The 18,214-nt window shown below is 73.2% G+C and carries 16 protein-coding genes; 14 read left to right on the top strand and 2 right to left on the bottom strand.

Going from position 1 to position 18,214, the window contains the following annotated elements:
- Positions 1 to 16: 16 nt before the first annotated feature.
- Positions 17 to 160, bottom strand: a complete 144-nt coding sequence (locus B073_RS46210; protein ID WP_158690083.1) for a hypothetical protein — start codon at positions 158 to 160, stop codon at positions 17 to 19.
- A 32-nt stretch (positions 161 to 192) separates the two neighbouring features.
- Here B073_RS46210 and hisI point away from each other — a divergent pair, with 32 nt between their 5' ends.
- From hisI to lgt, 11 genes are all read left to right on the top strand, one after another.
- A complete protein-coding gene (hisI, locus tag B073_RS0103715; protein ID WP_018536745.1) occupies positions 193 to 573 on the top strand; it encodes a phosphoribosyl-AMP cyclohydrolase in 381 nt (126 codons plus the stop codon).
- A gap of 11 nt (positions 574 to 584) precedes the next feature.
- Positions 585 to 2,129 (top strand): anthranilate synthase component I, encoded by a 1,545-nt coding sequence (locus B073_RS0103720; RefSeq protein ID WP_018536746.1) that lies wholly within the window; start codon positions 585 to 587, stop codon positions 2,127 to 2,129.
- Between the two features lie 55 nt (positions 2,130 to 2,184).
- The gene (locus B073_RS0103725; protein ID WP_018536747.1) at positions 2,185 to 2,838 is read left to right on the top strand and encodes a TIGR02234 family membrane protein; all 654 of its coding nucleotides are present in this window, start codon (positions 2,185 to 2,187) and stop codon (positions 2,836 to 2,838) included.
- Positions 2,839 to 2,924: 86 nt separating this feature from the next.
- On the top strand, positions 2,925 to 3,167 hold the full coding sequence (locus tag B073_RS0103730; RefSeq protein WP_018536748.1) for an HGxxPAAW family protein: 243 nt from the start codon (positions 2,925 to 2,927) through the stop codon (positions 3,165 to 3,167).
- Between the two features lie 122 nt (positions 3,168 to 3,289).
- Positions 3,290 to 3,718, top strand: coding sequence for a DUF2752 domain-containing protein (locus B073_RS0103735; protein WP_018536749.1), 429 nt, complete (start codon positions 3,290 to 3,292; stop codon positions 3,716 to 3,718).
- A 199-nt stretch (positions 3,719 to 3,917) separates the two neighbouring features.
- Entirely contained in the window at positions 3,918 to 4,727 is an 810-nt protein-coding gene (trpC, locus tag B073_RS0103740; RefSeq protein WP_018536750.1) for an indole-3-glycerol phosphate synthase TrpC, read from the top strand.
- A 28-nt stretch (positions 4,728 to 4,755) separates the two neighbouring features.
- Positions 4,756 to 4,926 (top strand): tryptophan biosynthesis modulator TrpM, encoded by a 171-nt coding sequence (gene trpM / locus B073_RS49215; RefSeq protein ID WP_420706421.1) that lies wholly within the window; start codon positions 4,756 to 4,758, stop codon positions 4,924 to 4,926.
- Positions 4,927 to 5,093: 167 nt separating this feature from the next.
- On the top strand, positions 5,094 to 6,368 hold the full coding sequence (gene trpB, locus B073_RS0103745; protein ID WP_018536751.1) for a tryptophan synthase subunit beta: 1,275 nt from the start codon (positions 5,094 to 5,096) through the stop codon (positions 6,366 to 6,368).
- Positions 6,368 to 7,210: a tryptophan synthase subunit alpha gene (trpA, locus tag B073_RS0103750; RefSeq protein WP_018536752.1), complete on the top strand. Its 843-nt coding sequence runs from the start codon at positions 6,368 to 6,370 to the stop codon at positions 7,208 to 7,210. Before trpB ends, trpA begins: the two co-directional genes overlap by 1 nt.
- 78 nt (positions 7,211 to 7,288) lie before the next feature.
- Positions 7,289 to 8,086 carry a DsbA family protein gene (locus tag B073_RS0103755; protein WP_026247033.1) on the top strand — a complete coding sequence of 266 codons (798 nt, stop codon included), beginning with the start codon at positions 7,289 to 7,291 and terminating at the stop codon, positions 8,084 to 8,086.
- A 121-nt stretch (positions 8,087 to 8,207) separates the two neighbouring features.
- A complete protein-coding gene (lgt, locus tag B073_RS39025; RefSeq protein ID WP_018536754.1) occupies positions 8,208 to 9,233 on the top strand; it encodes a prolipoprotein diacylglyceryl transferase in 1,026 nt (341 codons plus the stop codon).
- 91 nt (positions 9,234 to 9,324) lie between these two features.
- Here lgt and B073_RS39030 read toward each other — a convergent pair whose 3' ends face one another.
- Positions 9,325 to 10,617, bottom strand: coding sequence for an ADP-ribosylglycohydrolase family protein (locus tag B073_RS39030; protein ID WP_018536755.1), 1,293 nt, complete (start codon positions 10,615 to 10,617; stop codon positions 9,325 to 9,327).
- A gap of 358 nt (positions 10,618 to 10,975) precedes the next feature.
- On the opposite strand from B073_RS39030, the gene B073_RS0103770 reads away from it, so the two are divergent.
- From B073_RS0103770 to B073_RS0103780, 3 genes are all read left to right on the top strand, one after another.
- The gene (locus B073_RS0103770) at positions 10,976 to 11,707 is read left to right on the top strand and encodes a VIT1/CCC1 transporter family protein (protein ID WP_026247034.1); all 732 of its coding nucleotides are present in this window, start codon (positions 10,976 to 10,978) and stop codon (positions 11,705 to 11,707) included.
- Positions 11,708 to 12,029: 322 nt separating this feature from the next.
- On the top strand, positions 12,030 to 16,649 hold the full coding sequence (gene gltB, locus B073_RS0103775; RefSeq protein WP_018536757.1) for a glutamate synthase large subunit: 4,620 nt from the start codon (positions 12,030 to 12,032) through the stop codon (positions 16,647 to 16,649).
- Positions 16,642 to 18,102 carry a glutamate synthase subunit beta gene (locus B073_RS0103780; RefSeq protein WP_018536758.1) on the top strand — a complete coding sequence of 487 codons (1,461 nt, stop codon included), beginning with the start codon at positions 16,642 to 16,644 and terminating at the stop codon, positions 18,100 to 18,102. The genes gltB and B073_RS0103780 overlap by 8 nt, the downstream gene beginning before the upstream one ends.
- The last annotated feature ends 112 nt before the right edge of the window (positions 18,103 to 18,214 follow it).

Genomic DNA, 18,214 nt, shown 5'->3' on the forward strand with positions numbered 1-18,214 from the left:
CGGCCCCGCAGGCCCGTCAGCCCCGCAGCACCAGCACCCCCACCACCACCGCGGCCACCAGCGCCGCCGCGAAGACCGCGACCAGCACCCGCACCGCCACCTTCGCCACCCGGTCCGGGTCCGGCGGCGGTGGCGCGTCAGGGGAGGGCGACTGGTCCATGGCAGCAGGATGCCGCACGGCACAATGGACCCATGAGCAGCAGCCGCGTCACCGCATCCGCGCTGGACCCCGCCGTCGCCGCCCGCCTCAAGCGCGGCGCCGACGGTCTGTTTCCGGCCATCGCCCAGCAGTACGACACCGGCGAGGTGCTGATGCTCGGCTGGATGGACGACGAGGCGCTGCACCGCACCCTCACCACCGGCCGCTGCACCTACTGGTCCCGCAGCCGCCAGGAGTACTGGGTCAAGGGCGACACCTCCGGGCACGTCCAGCACGTCCGGTCCGTCGCCCTCGACTGCGACGCCGACACCGTCCTCGTCAAGGTCGACCAGGTCGGCGCCGCCTGCCACACCGGCGCCCGCACCTGCTTCGATTCGGACGTCCTCGTGAGTGCGCCCACCGCCGGCCAGTAGGCTCCGCTCCCATGACCTCGGGAACCACCGGCACCGCCACACCGGACCTCGACACCTTCCGCACGCTCGCCGCGGACCGGCGGGTCATCCCCGTCACCCGGCGCCTCCTCGCGGACGGCGACACCCCGGTCGGCCTCTACCGCAAGCTCGCCGGCGAGCGCCCCGGCACCTTCCTCCTCGAATCCGCCGAGAACGGCCGCACCTGGTCGCGGTATTCGTTCATCGGCGTCCGCAGCGCCGCGACGCTCACCACCCGCGACGGACGGGCGCACTGGCTCGGCACCCCGCCGGTCGGCGTCCCCACCGGAGGCGACCCGCTCGCCGCGCTGCGCGCCACCGTCGAGGCCCTGCACACTCCCCGTGACCTCGTCGAGGGCGAGGGACTGCCCCCGTTCACCGGCGGCATGGTCGGCTACCTCGGCTACGACATCGTGCGCCGCCTGGAGCGGGTCGGCGACCACACCACCGACGACCTCGGCCTGCCCGAGCTGACCATGCTGCTCACCTCCGACCTCGCCGTCCTGGACCACTGGAGCGGCACGGTCCTGCTGATCGCCAACGCCATCAACCACAACGACCTGGCGACCGGCGTCGACGAGGCGTACGCGGACGCGGTGGCCCGCCTCGACGCCATGGCCGACGACCTCGCCCGCCCCGCGCCCGCGAGCGCCGCCGCGCTCCCGCCGACCGCCCTGCCCCCGTACACCGGCGAGTGGGGCGCCGACTCCTTTAAGGCCGCCGTCGAGGACGTCAAGGAGCGCATCCGGGCCGGCGAGGCGTTCCAGGTGGTGCCCTCGCAGCGGTTCGAAACCCCCTGCACGGCAAGCGCGTTGGACGTCTACCGTGTACTGCGGGCCACCAACCCCAGCCCCTACATGTACCTCTTCCGCTTCGAGGGCAACGGGGGCCCCGAGGGGGCGCCCTTCGACGTCGTCGGCTCCAGCCCCGAGGCGCTGGTCAAGGTCGAGAACGGCCGGGCCATGGTGCACCCGATCGCCGGCACCCGCCCGCGCGGCGCATCCGTCCAGGAGGACCAGGCGCTCGCCGACGAGCTGATGGCCGACCCCAAGGAGCGCGCCGAGCACCTGATGCTGGTCGACCTGGGCCGCAACGACCTGGGCCGGGTCTGCGAGCCGGGCAGCGTCGAGGTCGTCGACTTCATGTCCGTCGAGCGCTACAGCCACGTCATGCACATCGTCTCCACCGTCACCGGCACGGTCGCCGCCGACCGCACCGCCTTCGACGTGCTCACCGCCTGCTTCCCCGCCGGCACCCTCTCCGGCGCCCCCAAGCCGCGCGCCCTGCAGATCATCGAGGAGCTGGAGCCGACCCGGCGCGGCCTCTACGGCGGCTGCGTGGGCTATCTGGACTTCGCCGGCGACTCCGACACCGCCATCGCCATCCGCACCGCCCTGCTGCGGGACGGCACCGCCTACGTCCAGGCCGGCGCCGGCATCGTCGCCGACTCCGACCCGGACGCCGAGGACACCGAGTGCCGCAACAAGGCCGCCGCCGTCCTCCGCGCCGTCCACACCGCCAACCACCTCGGGAAATGACCTGCCGCACCCCCGCGCGGCGGCCCGCCGGGGCCGGTAGGCGATAGTGGTACGCGTGAGTGCCGCACCCCAGTCCCGTACCGACACCGAGCCGGCCCCCGCCCCGGCCCGGCCCCGCAGCAGCGCCAAGCGCTCCCTCGCCCTGGCGCTGCTGCTCGGCGCCGCCGGCGCGGGCCTGGCGCTGCTCGCCTCCGGCCGCACCTGGGCCCAGGGCACCGCGGCGCTGGCCCAGGGCGAGCTGCCGCGCACCGTGACCGGCGCCGACGTGACCGGCGTGCCCGGCGCGCTGGCGGTGGTCGGCCTGGCCGCCCTGGTCGCCGTCTTCGCGGTCCGCCGGGCCGGCCGGATCGTGGTCGCCGCGCTGCTGGCCCTCAGCGGCCTGGGCGTCACCGCCGCCGCCGCCCTCGGCTACGCCGACACCTCGGCGCTGCGCGAGAAGGCCGCCGACGCGGTCGGCCTGAACGGCGCCGACGTGCATCACGTCACCCACACCGGCTGGCCCTGGGTGGCCGCCGCCGGCGGCCTGCTGCTGCTCCTCGCCGGGGTGCTGGCCCTGGTCTTCGGCCGCCGCTGGCCCGCGATGTCGGGCCGGTACGAGCGCACCCCCGGCGGCGCCCGCGGCCCGCGGCGCGCCGCCGCGCCGCCGGACCTGGAGCGCCCCGAGGAGATCTGGAAGTCCCTGGACCGCGGCGAGGACCCCACCCGGTAAAAGGGCTCCGCCCGGCATCGGTGACAATGGACGACGACATTCGCGCGCTCGGACCCCGGCGCGACTTCAGTAACGAGGAGCACTCCATGTCGAGCAGTGGCCACGGACACACCCCCGCCGCCTGGACCGGCAGCATCATCGCGTTCATCGGCTTCTGCGTGGCCGGTGCCTTCATCGTGATGGCCAACGTGGCCGGCTTCTGGGCGGGCATGGTGCTGATCGGCGCCGGTGCCGTCGTCGGTGGCGTGATGCGGGCGGCCGGCCTCGGCCAGGAGCCCAAGCGCTCCGCCGCGCCCGCCGCCGCCAAGGCCCAGCCGCAGGAGAGCTGAGCCCCGCTCGGCAACACCCCGAAGGCGCCGCTTCCCGCTCCGTACGGCCCGCGCCCCGTACGGCGGCGAAGAAGCTGCGCCTTCTCGCGTCCGGTAGCACCATCGGCACCGTGAGTGAGCAAGTGGTCCGGCCGCGGCCGGACGCCTCCCGCGGCCCGCTGCGCCGGCTCGCCGCGCCGGCCGGCACCCTGGCGGCGGTGGCCGCCGCCTTCACCTGGGTCGGCACCGTCGACCCCAACGAACCGGGCCACTACCCGGTCTGCCCGCTGCGGCACCTCACCGGCCTGCTCTGCCCGGCCTGCGGCGGGCTGCGCAGCGCGCACGCCGTCGCGCACGGCGACCTCCTCGCGGCGCTCGCCGCCAACGCCCCCGCGATGGCCGGATACGCCGCGTTCGCGCTCTTCTGGCTGGTCTGGGTCGCCCGCGCGGTGCGCGGACTGCCCACCGCGGGCCCGCGGCCCCGGGCGGCCCACTGGTGGGCGCTGGGCGGGCTGCTGCTGGTCTTCACGCTCGTCCGCAACCTCCCCCTCGGCGCCGGACTGCGCCCGTGACACGCACCGGTCCGCGGCCCGCCGCGGCCCCCGGGGCGAACCGCCGGGAAACCCGGAGTTGTCCAGGTTGTGGGACCACGGTCAACCGGATGCGGGACCTGCCCCTCGCGGCGGATACCATCGGAGGACCGGCCGGGACAACGGTTTCCGTCCCACGGGCCGCTGTCCACCTCCACCGTTCAAGAAGGAGGCCGCTCGCGTGAGCGTGCTCGATGAGATCATCGACGGAGTCCGCGCCGACCTCGCAGAGCGGCAGGCGCGCGTCGGCCTCGACGAGCTCAAGGAGCGGGCCCGCAAGGCGCGCCCGGCCAAGGACGGCGTCGCCGCCCTGAAGGGCGAGGGCGTCCGGGTGATCTGCGAGGTCAAGCGCTCCAGCCCGTCCAAGGGCGCGCTGGCCGCGATCGCCGACCCCGCGGGCCTGGCCGCCGACTACGAGGCGGGCGGCGCCGCGGTGATCTCCGTCCTCACCGAGCAGCGCCGCTTCGGCGGCTCGCTGGCCGACCTGGAGGCCGTCCGCGCCAAGGTCGACATCCCCGTCCTGCGCAAGGACTTCATCGTCACCGCCTACCAGCTGTGGGAGGCCCGGGCCTACGGCGCCGACCTCGCGCTGCTGATCGTCGCCGCGCTGGAGCAGGAGGCGCTGGTCTCGCTGATCGAGCGGGCCGAGTCGATCGGGCTGACGCCGCTGGTCGAGGCGCACGACGAGGAGGAGGTCGCCCGCGCGGTGGACGCCGGCGCCCGGATCATCGGGATCAACGCCCGCAACCTCAAGACCCTGGAGGTCGACCGCGGCACCTTCGCCCGGGTCGCCCCCGAGATCCCCGACCACATCGTCAAGGTCGCCGAGTCCGGCGTGCGCGGTCCGCACGACCTGATCGCCTACGCCAACGACGGCGCCGACGCCGTCCTGGTCGGCGAGTCCCTGGTCACCGGCAAGGACCCCAAGGCCGCGGTCGCCGACCTGGTCGCGGCCGGCTCCCACCCGGCGATCCGGCACGGCCGGGACTGACCGGGCCAGGGAAGACAGGCACCCCGAGATGACCGCCGCCCCCCTCCGCCCCGAAGCGAAGTTCTCGGCACTCCCCTCGTGGCACCGTGGCTGCCGGGCGCCCGCCCGGCGGGTCCGGGGGCGCCGCGTGCGGTACCACATCGGCTCCGAGCCGGGGCAGATCAACGGGCGGCGATGGCGCCCGGGGACCGCGCACTGATGCGTCCGTCCCCGTAGGCCCTGTCGTCGGACTCCCGCCCACCTGCCGGGCGGACGACGGGAGTCGGCCGACGGGACCCGGCGGCGCGGCAGTGCGCGGAGCAGCCGTCACGTCATCCCGACATACCGGACCTCCGGGGCGCCGCGCCCCGGTCGAGGAGTGCTCAGATGTCCTCCGACAGTTCCCGTTTCTTCCTTCCCGATCCGGAAGGCCAAGTCCCCAGCGCCGAGGGCTACTTCGGCGCCTTCGGCGGCAAGTTCATCCCCGAGGCGCTGGTCGCCGCGGTGGACGAGGTCGCCGCCGAGTACGAGAAGGCCAAGGCCGACCCGGCCTTCGCCGCCGAGCTCGACGACCTGATGGTCAACTACACCGGCCGGCCCAGTGCCCTCACCGAGGTGCCGCGGTTCGCCGAACACGCCGGCGGGGCCCGGGTGTTCCTCAAGCGCGAGGACCTCAACCACACCGGCTCACACAAGATCAACAACGTGCTGGGCCAGGCCCTGCTCACCAAGCGCATGGGCAAGACCCGGGTCATCGCCGAGACCGGAGCCGGCCAGCACGGCGTCGCCACCGCCACCGCCTGCGCCCTCTTCGGCCTCGAATGCACCATCTACATGGGCGAGATCGACACCCGGCGGCAGGCCCTGAACGTCGCCCGGATGCGGATGCTCGGCGCCGAGGTCGTCGCCGTGAAGTCCGGCAGCCGCACCCTCAAGGACGCCATCAACGAGGCGTTCCGCGACTGGGTCGCCAACGTCGACCGCACCCACTACCTCTTCGGCACGGTCGCCGGCCCGCACCCCTTCCCGGCCCTGGTCCGCGACTTCCACCGGGTCATCGGCGTCGAGGCCCGCCGGCAGATCCTCCAGCGCGCCGGCCGCCTGCCGGACGCCGCGCTGGCCTGCGTCGGCGGCGGCTCCAACGCCATCGGCCTGTTCCACGCCTTCCTGCCCGACACCGGCGTCCGGCTGATCGGCTGTGAGCCCGGCGGCCACGGCATCGAGACCGGCGAGCACGCCGCCACCCTCACCGAGGGCACCCCCGGCATCCTGCACGGCTCCCGCAGCTACGTCCTGCAGGACGAGGACGGCCAGATCACCGAGCCGTACTCGATCTCGGCCGGCCTGGACTACCCGGGCATCGGCCCCGAGCACGCCTACCTCAAGGACGCCGGCCGCGCCGAGTACCGCGCGGTCACCGACGACGCGGCGATGCAGGCCCTGCGGCTGCTGTCCCGCACCGAGGGCATCATCCCGGCCATCGAGAGCGCCCACGCGCTGGCCGGCGCCCTGGAGGTCGGCCGGGAGCTGGGCCCCGACGGCCTGCTGCTGGTGAACCTCTCCGGGCGCGGCGACAAGGACATGGACACCGCCGCCCGCTACTTCGGGCTCTACGACAACGACGCGGACGAAGCGGCCCGCACCGGCGAGGGGGACAAGTGATGGCGGGCAACATCGAACTCCTGACGTCCGTCCTGGCGCAGGCCAGGGCGGAGGACCGGGCGGCGCTGGTCGGCTACCTCCCGGCCGGCTTCCCCACCGTCGACGGCGGCATCCGGGCGCTGACCGAGATGCTCGACGGCGGCTGCGACATCGTCGAGGTCGGGCTGCCGCACAGCGACCCGGTCCTGGACGGCCCGGTGATCCAGACCGCCGACGACATCGCGCTGCGCGCCGGCATCAAGATCGTCGACGTCATCCGCACGGTCCGCGACGTGCACGCCGCCACCGGCGCACCGGTGCTCTGCATGACGTACTGGAACCCCGTCGACCGCTACGGCGTCGAGCGGTTCGCCGCCGACCTCGCCGAGGCGGGCAGCGCCGGCTGCATCCTGCCGGACCTCCCGGTCGAGGAGTCCGAGGTCTGGCGGAAGGCCGCCGAGCAGCACGGCCTGGCCACCGTCTTCGTGGTCGCGCCGAGCAGCCGGGACGAGCGGCTGGCCAGGATCACCGAGGCCGGCAGCGGCTTCGTCTACGCCGCGTCCCTGATGGGCGTCACCGGCACCCGCGAGTCCGTCGGCCGGGAGGCCGAGGACCTGGTGGCCCGCACCCGCGCCACAGCGGGCGCCCGCCGCGGGCTCCCGGTCTGCGTCGGCCTCGGCGTCTCCAACGCCGAGCAGGCCGCCGAGGTGGCCCGCTTCGCCGACGGTGTGATCGTCGGCTCGGCGTTCGTCAAGTGCCTGCTGGCGGCGGACGGCGACCTTGACGCCGGACTGGCCGCCGTCCGGACCCTGGCCGGGCAGCTCGGCGACGGCGTGCGCCGCAACGGCGCGGCCCGGGACTGACCCCGGCGGACCATCCGATCGGGTGAACCTCGGAGCGGAGGGGTGCGGCTGCGCCCCTCCGCTTCGTTGTCCACGGGCGTGAACCAGAAGAACCATGACGGCCCGAAGCGTGACGGAACGAGCAGCGCCCGCGAGCGGCTCCAGGCCCAGCGTGACAAGGAGAGGACGCGCGCCCGGCGGGTCCGCCAGTCGGCCGTCGCCGGCGCGGTGGTGGCGGTGCTCGCGGTGGCCGGCGGCATCGCCGTGTGGGTGTCCTCCGGGGGCGGCAGCGGCAGCACCGCCGACAACGCCTTCGCCCTCCCCAGACAGACCAGCGACGGCGACAAGCCCGCCGTCCCGGTGGGCTCGGCCCGCGCCCGTTCCACCCTCACCGTCTGGGAGGACTTCCGCTGCCCAGCCTGCCAGCAGTTCGAGACCGGCTTCCGCCCGGTGATCCACCATCTCCAGGACTCCGGCAAGCTCAAGGTGGAGTACCACCTCGCCACCCTCATCGACGGCAACGCCGGCGGTACCGGCTCGCTGAACGCGGCCAACGCCGCCCTGTGCGCCCAGGACGCCGGAAAGTTCCGTGACTACCACGACGTCCTCTACTCCCACCAGCCGCCCGAGCAGCAGGACCGCTTCGGCGACAAGAAGTACCTGCTCCAGCTGGCCGGGAAGGTCCCGGGCCTGACCTCGGCCGCGTTCACCAAGTGCGTCCGCGACGGCCGGTACGACGGTTTCGTCCGCAAGTCCAACGAGGCGTTCGCCAGTGGCGGCTTCCGCGGCACCCCGACCGTCCTGCTCAACGGCAAGGACCTCTCCCAGGTCAAGGGCGGCCGGGTCACGCCCGCGGACCTGAAGAAGATGGTCCTGGAGGCCGACAAGGGCAAGTAGCCCGGCCGCGGCCGTCCGGCCGGGGTGCCGGTACGGACCGCCGTGCCGCCGCGGCCGTTACGCAGCCGTTGCCGGGCGGGTTGTCGCCGACCCCGCCCGGCGCGGTAGCGTCGGTCCTGCCATGGACCTCGCATTCATTCCCAGCCCGTCGACCGGTGTCGTCCATCTCGGGCCGATCCCGCTGCGCGGCTACGCGTTCTGCATCATCATCGGCGTGTTCGTCGGCGTCTGGCTCGGCAACCGGCGCTGGGTGCAGCGCGGCGGCCGCTCCGGCACGGTCGCCGACATCGCCGTGTGGGCGGTGCCCTTCGGCCTGGTCGGCGGGCGTCTGTACCACGTCATCACGACCTACGAGCCGTACTTCGGCAAGAACGGCCACCCGCTCGACGCCTTCAAGGTCTGGCAGGGCGGCCTCGGCATCTGGGGCGCGGTCGCGCTGGGCGCGCTCGGTGCCTGGATCGGCTGCCGCCGCCGGGGCATCCCGATGCCCGCGTACGCCGACGCGCTGGCGCCGGGCCTCGCCATCGGCCAGGCGATCGGCCGCTGGGGCAACTGGTTCAACCAGGAGCTGTACGGCAAGCCGACCGACGTCCCGTGGGCGCTGAAGATCGACCCGGACCCGGCGATCGGCCGCATCGGCGGCACCTACCACCCGACGTTCCTCTACGAGTGCCTGTGGTGCCTGGGCGTCGCGGCGCTGGTGATCTGGGCGGACAAGCGCTTCCGGCTCGGCCACGGGCGGGTCTTCGCGCTCTACGTCGCCGCGTACTGCGTGGGCCGCGCCTGGATCGAGTACATGCGCGTCGACGAGGCGCACCACATCCTCGGCCTGCGGCTGAACGACTGGACCTCGCTGGTGGTCTTCGTCCTGGCCGTCGTCTACATGATCGTCTCCGCGAAGAAGGCCCCGGGCCGTGAGGAGATCGTCGAGCCGGAGTGGCAGCTCGCCGAGGGCGGCCAGGGCGGCCAGGACGCCGGGAAGCCTGTCGACCTCGCCAAGGGCGAGAAGAGCGAGCGGGGCGCCGGGACCGCCGAGGAAGCCGGGGCGCAGCCCGCGGCGAAGAAGAAGGACGCCAAGGGCGCCGCCGACGGCTCCGCGTCCGGATCCGGCAAGGCCGCCGGGAGCCCGGGCGGCACGACGTCCTGAGGCCGGCCGCGGACGGCCCGCATCCGACCGGAGCGCCGGGCGGACCCGCTCACCGCGGGACCGCCCGGCGCTCCGCCGTACCGGCCGGTCGTCACCGTCCGCTGGCCTCGGTCATCACCGTCCCCGCCAGCAGGGCGCCGAAGGACTGCTCGTGGCGCCGCCGGCGGGCCCGGTCGCGGGCGAAGACCTCGCGGGCGACGGCGGCCAGCGCGGCGGCCGGGGCGTGCAGGTCGAGCCGGCTGGCCCGGGCGACCTCGGCGCTCCACTCGTCGGGCACCGCCGCCGCGCCGTTCAGGGCGCCGGCGAGCGCACCGGCCATCGTGGCGATCGCGGCGCAGTCGCGCCCGTAGTTGACCGCGCCGAGCACGGTGGCCCGGTAGTCGCCGTCGGCGACCAGCAACATGCCCAGGGCGATGGGGAGTTCCTCGACGGCGTGCACACGGGAGGGCCGGCGGGCGCCCAGCGACGGTTCGCGGTGGTCCGGGCCGACGGTGTCGTACGGGGCGACCGCCGCCCGCAGCGGCACCAGCGCGGACTCGTAGTCGGTGTGCGGCGCGGCGACGTCGCAGACCGCCTCGATCGCCGCCCGGGTGCCGTCCTTCGCCAGCCGCAGGGCGTGCCCGGCGACCGTGGCCGGGGTGGCGTCCGGCAGGAACGCGGCGGCCACCGCGGCGGCGAACACCCCGGCCGCCTCCCGCCCGTAGGAGGACTGGTGGGCGGCGGAGATGTCCAGCGCCTCGGCGTAGGCCCGGTCCGGATTGCCGGCGTTGACGATGCCGACCGGCGTCATGTACATCGCCGCACCGGAGTTGACGATGTTTCCGACACCGGCCTCGCGCGGATCGGCGTGGCCGTAGTGCAGCCGCGCCACGATCCACTTCTCGGCGAGGAAGATCCGCTGCAACGGCAGCGCCTCGGCTTCCAGTTCGGGGATCCAGCGGGGCGTGCCGATCAGGTCGGGGACGAGGTGGTCGGCGACGGCGTAGGCGTCGAGGTGGTCGCGGACCGTTTCGTAGACGCGGACCAGCGCATGGGTCATCAGGGTGTCGTCGGTGATGTGGCCGTCGCCCTTGTGGTACGGCGCGAGCGGCCGGGCGGTGCGCCAGTCGGCGTGGAACGGCCCGACGATGCCCTCGATGCGGCCGCCGTGCCGGGCCACGATCTGCTCTGGGGTCAGGCCCTCGGCCGGCCCGCCGAGCGCGTCGCCGACCGCGGCCCCGACGAGCGCGCCGGCCGCCCGGTCCTCCAGGGGGGAGACCTCGGGCGGCGGGCCGGCCGCGCCGGGCGCCGGGCCGGTGACGCGGGGTGCCGGGGGCCCCTCGGGGTCGGGGGGCTCCGGGTCGGGCCGGGCCGGGCCGGCGGTGGTGGTGGCGGCGTCCGTCATCGGAAGTCCTTTCGCGGGCTGAGCGGGCTGAGGGGGCCGTCGGGGCGGACGGCGGGACGGGGTGTGCGCAGGTCCGTGTCCCGCCCGGTATCCGTCCCCCGCGGCGGCCCGGGTCTCCTGTCCGGGGCCGCAGGGTCACCCGGTCGACCGCCCCGGACGGGTGCCGACGGCCGCCGGCGGCCTTGTGATCCGGATCACAAGCTCGCCGTCCCGGTAAAGCCGCAGGTCAGCGAGGTAAGTTCGGCCTTCCTTGCTAGCGGAGGAGGGTAATCCGCGCATAACTTCGAGGTGTTGGAGGGGGAAGCGCCGTCATCGGCCCACGCCTCGCAAGCAGAGAGCAGGTCTCGATATGTCGGTCATGGAGATCATGGACGCCGCCGCGCCGACCCATGCGGCGCACCGCGACAACCACACCCACCGCGATGTGAACGGCGGCTGGCTGCGCCCCGCCGTCTTCGGCGCGATGGACGGCCTGGTGTCCAATCTCGCCCTGATGACGGGCGTGGCCGGCGGTGCGGTGTCGCAGCAGACGATCGTGATCACCGGCCTGGCGGGGCTGGCGGCCGGCGCGTTCTCGATGGCCGCGGGGGAGTACACCTCGGTGGCTTCGCAGCGTGAACTGGTGGTCGCGGAGCTGGACATCGAGCGGGCCGAGCTGCGCAAGCACCCCAAGGACGAGCAGGAGGAGCTGGCGGCGCTCTACGAGTCCCGCGGGGTGGAGCCGGAGCTGGCCCGCAAGGTCGCCGAGCAGCTCTCCCGCGACCCCGAGCAGGCACTGGAGATCCACGCCCGCGAGGAGTTGGGCATCGATCCGTCGGACCTTCCTTCGCCGACCGTTGCCGCGGTTTCCTCCTTTGCATCCTTTGCGCTGGGGGCGCTTTTGCCTCTGCTTCCTTATCTGTTGGGGGCCGGCGTGCTGTGGCCCGCGGTGCTGCTGGCGCTGCTCGGACTCTTCGGCTGCGGCGCGGTGGTGGCGCGCGTGACGGCCCGTTCGTGGTGGTTCAGCGGGCTGCGTCAGCTGGCGCTGGGCGGTGCCGCGGCGGCGGTGACGTACGGCCTCGGCGCGCTGTTCGGGACGGCGGTGGGTTGACGTCCCATTCGGGTGACCGCATGATGGCCGCGTTACCCAGCGGTTTCGGTTTGTTGACGACCGGGCATAAGGCCCTGGCGTCGCCGGGCAATGTCGCTCGCCGAACGCCGCCGCAGAGGGCGGCTCCCAGTCCGAGAAAGCAGTCGTCCGCATCCCCGTGAATCCCCGAATTCCCGGCGCACCGCCGGTGCGGTGTCCGGATGTTGGAAGGCATCTTTCGCTTTTCGAGAAGCGAGCCATCCTGTAACCTGCACGAAATTTCGCGGAGGGCCAACGTCGTCCCTCGGCAAAGCCTATTGCCACGACGACGTTGGGAGAGCCGATGCGCCACGCGTCCACGCACTCCGCGACCACCAGCAGCGCCGCCGCCGCTTGGTCGCCCATGGACGGCCGCCCCGCCCAGCAGGGTATGTACGACCCGCGCAACGAGCACGACGCCTGCGGTGTCGGCTTCGTGGCCACCCTCACCGGCGAGGCCAGCCACGCCCTGGTCGAGCAGGCCCTGACCGTGCTGACCAATCTGGAGCACCGCGGTGCCACCGGCTCCGAGCCCGACTCGGGCGACGGCGCGGGCATCCTGCTCCAGATCCCGGACGCGTTCCTCCGCGCGGAGACCACCTTCGAGCTCCCCGCGGCCGGCTCCTACGCCGTCGGCATCGCCTTCCTGCCCTCCGACGCCCACGAAGCGGCCGCGGCCGTCTCACGGATCGAGACGCTGGCGGACGAGGAGGGCCTCACCGTCCTCGGCTGGCGGGTCGTCCCGGTCGCCCCGCAGCTGCTGGGCAACGGCGCCCGCGCCACCATGCCGGCCTTCTCCCAGCTGTTCGTTTCGGACCGGCACAGCGCCGCCGACGGCGAGAACACCGGCCTGGCGCTGGACCGCAAGGCGTTCGCGCTGCGCAAGCGCGCCGAGCGGGAGGCCGGGGTCTACTTCCCCTCGCTGTCCGCCCGGACCATCGTCTACAAGGGCATGCTGACCACCGGCCAGCTGGAGCCCTTCTTCCCGGACCTCTCCGACCGCCGGTTCGCCACCGCCATCGCCCTGGTCCACTCGCGGTTCTCCACCAACACCTTCCCGAGCTGGCCGCTGGCCCACCCGTACCGCTTCGTCGCGCACAACGGCGAGATCAACACGGTCCAGGGCAACCGCAACTGGATGCGGGCCCGCGAGTCCCAGCTGGCGTCGAAGCTGTTCGGCAGTGAGGACCTGGAGCGGCTCTTCCCGGTCTGCACCCCGGACGCCTCCGACTCCGCCTCCTTCGACGAGGTCCTGGAGCTGCTCCACCTCGGCGGGCGCTCGCTGCCGCACGCGGTGCTGATGATGGTCCCCGAGGCGTGGGAGAACGCCCCCGCCATGGACCCGGCCCGGCGGGCCTTCTACCAGTACCACTCCACGATGATGGAGCCCTGGGACGGCCCGGCCTGCGTCACCTTCACCGACGGCACCCAGGTCGGCGCGGTACTGGACCGCAACGGTCTGCGCCCGGGCCGCTACTGGGTCACCGACGACGGCCTGGTCGTGCTCTCCTCCGAGGTCGGCGTCCTGGACATCGACCCGGCGAAGGTCGTCCGCAAGGGCCGCCTCCAGCCCGGCCGGATGTTCCTCGTGGACACCGCCGAGCACCGCATCATCGAGGACGACGAGATCAAGGCCCAGCTCGCCGCCGAGCACCCCTACCAGGAGTGGCTGGACGCCGGCCTGATCGACCTGGCCGACCTGCCCGAGCGCGAGCACATCGTGCACACCCACGCCTCGGTCACCCGCCGCCAGCAGACCTTCGGCTACACCGAGGAGGAGCTGCGGGTCATCCTCGCCCCGATGGCCAAGGCCGGCGCCGAGCCGATCGGCTCGATGGGCACCGACTCGCCGATCGCCGCGCTCTCCGAGCGCCCCCGGCTGCTCTTCGACTACTTCACCCAGCTCTTCGCGCAGGTCACCAACCCGCCGCTGGACGCCATCCGGGAGGAGCTGGTCACCTCCCTGATCTCCTCCCTCGGCCCCCAGGGCAACCTCCTGGAGCCCACCGCGGCCTCCTGCCGCAGCGTGACCCTGCCGTTCCCGGTGATCGACAACGACGAGCTGGCCAAGCTCGTCCACATCAACGCCGACGGCGACATGCCCGGCATGAAGTCGGTGACCCTCTCCGGCCTCTACCGCGTCTCCGGCGGCGGCGAGACGCTGGCCGCCCGGATCGAGGAGATCTGCGCCGAGGCCGACGCCGCCATCGCCGACGGCGCCCGGCTGATCGTGCTCTCCGACCGGCACTCGGACGCCGAGCACGCGCCGATCCCGTCGCTGCTGCTCACCGCCGCCGTCCACCACCACCTCATCGCCACCAGGACCCGCACCCAGGTCGGGCTGCTGGTCGAGGCCGGCGACGTCCGCGAGGTGCACCACGTCGCGCTGCTGATCGGCTACGGCGCCGCCGCGGTCAACCCGTACCTGGCGATGGAGTCCGTCGAGGACCTCGTCCGGGCCGGCACCTTCCTGCCGGGCGTGGAGACCGAGACGGCCATCCGGAACCTCATCAAGGCGCTCGGCAAGGGCGTCCTGAAGGTCATGTCCAAGATGGGCATCTCCACCGTCGCCTCCTACCGCGGCGCGCAGGTCTTCGAGGCCATCGGCCTGGACGAGGAGTTCGTCGCCAAGTACTTCCACGGCACCGCCACCAAGATCGGCGGCGCCGGCCTGGACGTCATCGCCAAGGAGGTCGCGGCCCGGCACGCCAAGGCGTACCCGGCCACCGGCATCGCCGCCACCCACCGCGCCCTGGAGATCGGCGGCGAGTACCAGTGGCGCCGCGAGGGCGAGCCGCACCTCTTCGACCCGGAGACCGTCTTCCGGCTCCAGCACTCCACCCGCTCGCGCCGCTACGACATCTTCAAGCAGTACACCCAGCGGGTGAACGAGCAGGCGGAGCGGCTGATGACGCTGCGCGGCCTGTTCTCCTTCGCCTCCGGCCGCCCGTCGGTCCCGCTGGACGAGGTCGAGCCGGCCGCCGAGATCGTCAAGCGGTTCTCCACCGGCGCGATGTCCTACGGCTCGATCTCCCGCGAGGCCCACGAGACCCTCGCCATCGCCATGAACCAGCTCGGCGGCAAGTCCAACACCGGCGAGGGCGGCGAGGACCCGGAGCGCCTGTACGACCCGGCGCGCCGCTCCAGCATCAAGCAGGTCGCCTCAGGCCGCTTCGGCGTGACCTCCGAGTACCTCGTCAACGCCGACGACATCCAGATCAAGATGGCCCAGGGCGCCAAGCCCGGCGAGGGCGGCCAGCTGCCCGGCCACAAGGTCTACCCGTGGGTCGCCAAGACGCGGCACTCGACGCCGGGCGTCGGCCTGATCTCCCCGCCGCCGCACCACGACATCTACTCCATCGAGGACCTCGCCCAGCTCATCCACGACCTGAAGAACGCCAACCCGGCGGCCCGCATCCACGTGAAGCTGGTCTCCGAGGTCGGTGTCGGCACGGTCGCCGCGGGCGTCTCCAAGGCACACGCGGACGTCGTCCTGATCTCCGGCCACGACGGCGGTACGGGCGCCTCGCCGCTCACCTCGCTCAAGCACGCCGGCGGCCCCTGGGAGCTGGGCCTGGCCGAGACCCAGCAGACGCTGCTGCTCAACGGCCTGCGCGACCGCATCGTGGTGCAGACCGACGGCCAGCTCAAGACCGGCCGCGACGTGGTCATCGCCGCGCTGCTGGGCGCCGAGGAGTTCGGTTTCGCGACCGCGCCGCTGGTCGTCTCCGGCTGCGTCATGATGCGCGTCTGCCACCTGGACACCTGCCCGGTCGGCATCGCCACCCAGAACCCGGTGCTGCGCGAACGGTTCAACGGCAAGGCCGAGTTCGTCGTCAACTTCTTCCAGTTCATCGCCGAGGAGGTGCGCGAGCTCCTCGCCGAGCTGGGCTTCCGCACCCTGGACGAGGCGATCGGCCACGCCGAGGTCCTCGACGTCGCCCGGGCGGTGGACCACTGGAAGGCCCAGGGCCTGGACCTCGCCCCGCTGCTGCACGTCCCCGACCTGGCCGACGGCGCGGTCCGCCACCAGATCACCGCCCAGGACCACGGCCTGGAGAAGGCGCTGGACAACGAGCTGATCAGGCTCGCCGCCGACGCGCTGGCCGCGGACACCGCCGAGGCCGCCCAGCCGGTCCGCGCCCAGGTCGCGATCCGCAACATCAACCGCACCGTCGGCACCATGCTCGGCCACGAGGTCACCAAGAAGTTCGGTGGCGCGGGCCTGCCCGACGACACCATCGATCTCACCTTCACCGGCTCCGCCGGCCAGTCGTTCGGCGCGTTCCTGCCCCGCGGCATCACCCTCCGCCTGGAGGGCGACGCCAACGACTACGTCGGCAAGGGCCTCTCCGGCGGCCGCATCATCGTCCGCCCGGACCGCGGCGCGGACCACCTCGCCGAGTACTCCACCATTGCCGGCAACACCCTCGCCTACGGCGCCACCGGCGGCGAGCTGTTCCTGCGCGGCAGGGTCGGCGAGCGGTTCTGCGTCCGCAACTCCGGTGCCACGGTGGTCTCCGAGGGCGTCGGCGACCACGGCTGCGAGTACATGACCGGCGGCAACGCCGTCGTCCTGGGCGCGACCGGACGCAACTTCGCGGCCGGTATGTCCGGCGGCTTCGCCTACGTCGTCGACCTCGACCCGGCCAACGTCAACGGTGAACTGGCCGGCGCGGTCCGCCCGTTGGACGAGAACGACAAGCAGTGGCTGCACGACGTGGTGCGCCGCCACCAGGAGGAGACCGGCTCCACCGTGGCCGCGAAGCTCCTCGCCGACTGGGATGCCGCGGCCGCGCGCTTCAGCAAGGTCGTCCCGCCCACGTACCAGGCAGTGCTCGCCGCCAAGGAAGCCGCCGAGCAGGCCGGGCTCTCCGAGTCCGAGACCCACGAGAAGATGATGGAGGCGGCGACCAATGGCTGACCCCAAGGGCTTCCTGACCCACGAGCGCGAGCACGCCAAGACCCGCCCCGTCGAGGAGCGCGTCAAGGACTGGAACGAGGTCTACCAGCCCGGCTCCCTGCTGCCGATCATCACCAAGCAGGCGTCGCGCTGCATGGACTGCGGCATCCCGTTCTGCCACAACGGCTGTCCGCTCGGAAACCTCATCCCCGAGTGGAACGACTACGCCTACCGCGAGGACTGGAGCGCGGCCAGCGAGCGGCTGCACGCCACCAACAACTTCCCGGAGTTCACCGGCCGGCTGTGCCCCGCGCCCTGCGAGGCGGCCTGTGTGCTGGGCATCAACCAGCAGCCGGTCACCATCAAGAACGTCGAGGTCTCCATCATCGACCGGGCGTGGGACAGCGGCGACGTCACCCCGCAGCCGCCCGAGCGGCTGTCCGGCAAGACCGTCGCCGTCATCGGCTCCGGACCGGCCGGCCTGGCCGCCGCCCAGCAGCTGACCCGGGCCGGCCACACCGTCGCGGTGTACGAGCGCGCGGACCGCATCGGCGGCCTGCTCCGCTACGGCATCCCCGAGTTCAAGATGGAGAAGCGGCACATCAACCGCCGCATCGAGCAGATGCGCGCGGAGGGCACCAAGTTCCGCACGGAGGTGGAGATCGGCCGCGACATCGACGCGAAGAAGCTGCGCAAGCGCTACGACGCCGTCGTCATCGCCGCGGGCGCCACCACCTCCCGCGACCTGCCGGTGCCCGGCCGGGAGCTCAAGGGCATCCACTTCGCGATGGAGTACCTGCCGCTGGCCAACAAGGTGCAGGAGGGCGACCTGACGGTCACCCCGATCAGCGCCGAGGGCAAGCACGTGGTCGTCATCGGCGGCGGTGACACCGGCGCGGACTGCGTCGGCACCGCGCACCGCCAGGGCGCCCTGTCGGTGACCCAGCTGGAGATCATGCCCAGGCCCGGCGAGGAGCGGAACGCCGGCCAGCCCTGGCCGACCTTCCCCATGCTCTACAAGGTCACCTCCGCGCACGAGGAGGGCGGCGAGCGGGTCTACTCCGTCTCCACCACCCACTTCGAGGGCGACGAGGACGGCAACGTCCAGTGGCTGCACCTGATCGAGGTGGAGTTCAAGGACGGCAAGCTGGAGCAGAAGCCCGGCACCGAGCGGAAGATCCCCGCCCAGCTGGTCACCCTCGCGATGGGCTTCACCGGCACCGACCAGAAGAACGGCCTGGTCGAGCAGTTCGGCCTGGAGCTGGACGCCCGCGGCAACATCGCCCGCGACGCGGACTTCGCCACCAACGTCCCCGGCGTGTTCGTCGCCGGGGACGCCGGCCGGGGCCAGTCGTTGATCGTGTGGGCCATCGCCGAGGGCCGCTCCGCCGCCCGCGGCGTGGACCGCCACCTCACGGGAGCCAGCGCCCTGCCGGCCCCGATCAAGCCGACGGACCGCGCACTGACCGTGTGACGCGCCGTCATCCGATGTCCCGTACAGCGTCGTACGGAGGCACGAGGACCGGGTGAGAGCCCGGTCCTCGTACGGCGGCGCCTGTCCCCTCCCCCGACCGGAGGGCAGGCGC

It is taken from the genome of Streptomyces sp. MspMP-M5, from assembly GCF_000373585.1.
GTDB lineage: Bacteria > Actinomycetota > Actinomycetes > Streptomycetales > Streptomycetaceae > Streptomyces.

Excerpts from the sequence above, each read along its gene's own strand:
- B073_RS39030 (WP_018536755.1), bottom strand. The coding sequence starts at position 10,617 with ATGACGGACGCCGCCACCACCACCGCCGGCCCGGCCCGGCCCGACCCG.
- hisI (WP_018536745.1), top strand. The coding sequence starts at position 193 with ATGAGCAGCAGCCGCGTCACCGCATCCGCGCTGGACCCCGCCGTCGCC.
- B073_RS0103770 (WP_026247034.1), top strand. The coding sequence starts at position 10,976 with ATGGAGATCATGGACGCCGCCGCGCCGACCCATGCGGCGCACCGCGAC.
- B073_RS0103730 (WP_018536748.1), top strand. The coding sequence starts at position 2,925 with ATGTCGAGCAGTGGCCACGGACACACCCCCGCCGCCTGGACCGGCAGC.
- B073_RS0103780 (WP_018536758.1), top strand. The coding sequence starts at position 16,642 with ATGGCTGACCCCAAGGGCTTCCTGACCCACGAGCGCGAGCACGCCAAG.
- gltB (WP_018536757.1), top strand. The coding sequence starts at position 12,030 with ATGCGCCACGCGTCCACGCACTCCGCGACCACCAGCAGCGCCGCCGCC.
- lgt (WP_018536754.1), top strand. The coding sequence starts at position 8,208 with ATGGACCTCGCATTCATTCCCAGCCCGTCGACCGGTGTCGTCCATCTC.
- trpA (WP_018536752.1), top strand. The coding sequence starts at position 6,368 with ATGGCGGGCAACATCGAACTCCTGACGTCCGTCCTGGCGCAGGCCAGG.
- trpB (WP_018536751.1), top strand. The coding sequence starts at position 5,094 with ATGTCCTCCGACAGTTCCCGTTTCTTCCTTCCCGATCCGGAAGGCCAA.
- B073_RS46210 (WP_158690083.1), bottom strand. The coding sequence starts at position 160 with ATGGACCAGTCGCCCTCCCCTGACGCGCCACCGCCGCCGGACCCGGAC.
- trpM (WP_420706421.1), top strand. The coding sequence starts at position 4,756 with ATGACCGCCGCCCCCCTCCGCCCCGAAGCGAAGTTCTCGGCACTCCCC.
- B073_RS0103720 (WP_018536746.1), top strand. The coding sequence starts at position 585 with ATGACCTCGGGAACCACCGGCACCGCCACACCGGACCTCGACACCTTC.